This window comes from Tepidiphilus baoligensis (assembly GCF_012911495.1).
GTDB lineage: Bacteria > Pseudomonadota > Gammaproteobacteria > Burkholderiales > Rhodocyclaceae > Tepidiphilus > Tepidiphilus olei.
Map to the genome: position 1 here is coordinate 1 of NZ_JAAAUB010000033.1, position 3,681 is coordinate 3,681.

Sequence of the window (3,681 nt, forward strand, 5' to 3'; positions counted from 1 at the left end):
CTCGCACGTACGGTTCTTAGGGGGCGGGGCGGCAGTAATGCCGTCCTGCTACCCGACACCGGGAACTGCGGCGACGCACCCGGGTGGCCAGCATCTTCCCCAACACGGATTCCTGCCTGCGTCTGGTCTCGGCGCTGCTGGCCGAACTCGACGACGAGTGGATGACCGGCAAGGTCTATCTCAACCTCAACCCGTAACCCAGGAGTCNCTTCAATTGTCGCATGTCAGGGATGAGTTCGGCCCATCGATCTGCGAATAAATCAGTGTGTCCTTCACAAAATTTTCGGGCAATTATCACAAAACCAACCCTCGCGAACGGGACCGCCGGTGCATTCCATGCCCATCCAGGCGGCAACGATCGCGAGCGGCGCCCGGCGAGCGCGCCGGCGCGTTTTCGAACGGGAGCGATAGGAAGGGACGTCCGCCCCGGTTTCAGGGCGGACACCGCGGGGCCTAGCGGATGAAGAGCCGATAGATCAGCTTGTTGACGAGACCGTACGGCGGATAAGCGAAGCGCGCGCCGTTGAAGCGCGGCTTCACGTACACGCTCTTGGCGTGCGAGAAGGTCAGGAAACCCTCCTTGCCGTGATAGCGACCGATACCCGACGGGCCGATGCCGCCGAAGGGCAGGTCGTCCTGGGCAATGTGCGAGAGCGTATCGTTGATGGAGACACCGCCCGCGTGCGTCTGCTCGAGCACCCGCCGTTGCCGCTGCTTGTCGTAATCGAAGTAGTACAGGGCCAAGGGGCGCGGATTGCGCCGCACGTACTCGAGCGCCTCGTCGAGACTGTCGTAGGGCACCACGGGCAGCAGCGGCCCGAAGATCTCCTCCTGTCGCACCAGCATGTCTTCCGTGGTGTCGAGCAGCAGCGTGAGCGGCAGCTTGCGCACGTCCTCCAGTTTCTCGGAGGCGGGGTTGATCTCGACGATACGCGCCCCCTTCTCGCGCGCGTCGCGCAGATACCTCGTCAGACGCTCGTACTGCCGGTCGTTGACGATGGCGGTGAAGTCCGGGTTGTCGCGCAGCGTTGGGTACATGCGCGAGACCCGGCGCTGGAAGGCCTCGACGAACCCGTCCACCCGGTCCGCGGGACAGAGCACGTAGTCCGGGGCGATGCAGGTCTGCCCGGCGTTGAGCGCCTTGCCGAAGGCGATGCGCTCGGCCGCGTGATCGAGCGGGACCGTGTCCGAGACGATCGCCGGCGACTTGCCGCCGAGCTCGAGGGTGACGGGGGTGAGGTGCTCGGCGGCGGCGCGCATCACCTGCCGCCCCACCGCCGTCGAGCCGGTGAAGAGCAGGTGATCGAAGGGCAGGCGCGTGAAGGCCTGCGCCACCTCCGCCTCGCCATGCACCATGGCGACGTGATCCTCGGGGAAGACCTCGCCCAGCATGGCCTCGAGGGTCTTGTTGGTGGCCGGGGTGAACTCGGACACCTTGATCATCGCCCGGTTGCCCGCGGCCAGCGCGGTCGCGAGCGGCTCCAGCACCAGCTGGATCGGGTAGTTCCAGGGCGCGATGATGCCCACCACCCCCAAGGGCTGGTACTGGACGAAAGCCTTGGCCGGCTGGAAAGCGGCCCCGACATGGCGCCGCTCGGGCTTCATCCACCGCCGGACGTTCTTGAGCTGGTAGTTGATCTGGCTGACCGTCGGCATGATGTCCGCGAGCATGGTCTCGTCGCGCGAACGGCAGCCGAAGTCTTCGTTGACGGCATCGGCCAGGCGCCCCTGATAGCGCAGGATCGCCGCCTTGAGCCGACGAAGGTTCTCGCGACGAACCTCGGCCGACGGCATGGGATCGCGGTCGAAGGCTCGCCGCTGGCTCTGGAAGACCTCCTGCATGCGGTCCATCTCGGACCGCGTCCGCTGGGCGTTCAGCGCCGTCACGCTCATCGTCGTTCCTCCCGCCAATCCACAGGTTCCCTCACTGGGCCGCCGCGACCGCCACGGTCGCGCTCGGCTCCCGGCCGCGCTTGCGGTCCTCGAGAATCATCTCCGCGCCCTTCTCGGCGATCGCGATGGTGGGCGCGTTGGTGTTGCCGCCGACGAGCGTGGGCATGATGGAGGCGTCGATGACGCGCAAACCCTCCATTCCGCGCACCCGCAGGCGCTCGTCGACCACGGCCGAGTCGTCCTGTCCCATCTTGCACGTCCCCACGGGGTGGTAAATGGTGTTCGCCTTCCGGCGCACGAAATCCCGGATCTCGTCGTCGCTCCGGACCCGTTCGCCGGGGAAGATCTCCGCCCCGCGGTAGGGATCGAAGGCCGGCTGAGCGAGCACCGCCCGCCCGACCTTGACCGCGCGCACCATCTTCTCCATGTCCTCCGGCGCCTCGAGGTAGTTGGGCTGGATGTGCGCCGGCTCGGCCGGGTCGGCGCTATTGAGCGAGATGTAGCCCCGGCTCTTCGGGCGGAGCTCGCAGATGTGCAGCGAATAGCCGTGGCCGAAGAGGAAGGGCAGGTTCAGGCCGTGGTTGTCGAGGCGCATCGCCGTGAGGTGGAACTGCAGATCGGGTATGGCCTGGTCGTCGCCGCTGCGCACGAAACCGCCGGCCTCGGCGCCGTTGGTGGCGAACATGCCCTGGCGCTTGCGCAGGTACTCGAACAGCGCGAAGACCCCCTTGTACAGGGAATCCAGGGCGAACCCGTACGAGACCGCCTTGCGGCACTTGTGCACGATCATGACATCGAGGTGATCCTGGAGGTTGCGGCCGACCCCCGGCAGCGAATGCCGGACCTCGATGCCGTGCCGCCGCAGCTCCTCGGCCGGCCCGATGCCGGAGAGCATCAGGAGCTGCGGCGAGTTGATGGCGCCCCCCGAGACGATCACCTCGGCGGCGGCGCGCAGGGTCTGCCGGACCCCGCGACGCCGGAGCTCGACCCCCACCGCGCGCCTGCCCTCGAGCAGGATCCGCGTGACCAGCGCGTCGGTGACGATATCCAGATTGGGACGGCTCTCGGCCTCGCGCAGGTAGGCCTGCGCCGCGCTCCAGCGCCGGCCGTTCTTCTGGGTGACCTCGTAGAGGCCCACCCCCTCCTGCTCGGGACCGTTGAAGTCGTCGTTGCGGGGATAGCCGGCCTGCACCCCCGCCTCGACGAAGGCCTTGGAGAGCTCGTTGGGCTTGCGCAAGCGGGCGACGTTGAGCGGCCCGCCGGTGCCGTGGTATTCGTCGCCCCCGGCCTCGCGGTTCTCGGCCTTGCGGAAGTAGGGCAGCAGCTCCTCGTAGCTCCACCCCCGGTTGCCCAGCTCGGCCCAGTGGTCGTAGTCCCAGCGGTGACCGCGGGTGTAGATCATCGCGTTGGTGGAGCTCGAGCCGCCCAGGGTCTTGCCGCGCGGCCAATAGAGGCGGCGATTGTCGAGATGGGGCTGTGGCTCGGTGTAGTAGCGCCAGTTCAGCTTGCGGCTCCACATCAGCGACAGGATGCCGATCGGCGTGTGGATGAGCGGGGACTTGTCCTTGGGCCCCGCCTCGATCAGACACACCCGCACGCTCGGATCCGCGCTGAGCCGGTTCGCCAGCACACAGCCCGCCGAACCCGCGCCGACAATGATGTAATCGTACATCGGCCTCCTCCTCCCATGGGGTATACGGATTTAAGGACACGCTGAACAAATCAGCATTTTACTGGAAATGAGCGAGGTTGTGTACCATCCTTTCTGTAAATTCCGTTTAGCGCCTC

2 protein-coding genes and 1 pseudogene are annotated in these 3,681 nt (G+C 66.7%); 1 reads left to right on the forward strand and 2 read right to left on the reverse strand.

What is annotated here, in order from left to right; translation table 11 throughout:
• Positions 1-56: 56 nt before the first annotated feature.
• Positions 57-197 (forward strand): annotated as a pseudogene (locus GV368_RS10840) (transposase); the annotation flags it as partial.
• 256 nt (positions 198-453) lie between these two features.
• Here GV368_RS10840 and GV368_RS10845 read toward each other — a convergent pair.
• On the reverse strand, positions 454-1,893 hold the full coding sequence (locus tag GV368_RS10845) for a coniferyl aldehyde dehydrogenase (RefSeq protein ID WP_126539540.1): 1,440 nt from the start codon (positions 1,891-1,893) through the stop codon (positions 454-456).
• A gap of 31 nt (positions 1,894-1,924) precedes the next feature.
• Positions 1,925-3,565: a GMC family oxidoreductase gene (locus GV368_RS10850; protein ID WP_126539542.1), complete on the reverse strand. Its 1,641-nt coding sequence runs from the start codon at positions 3,563-3,565 to the stop codon at positions 1,925-1,927.
• Positions 3,566-3,681 lie beyond the last annotated feature (116 nt).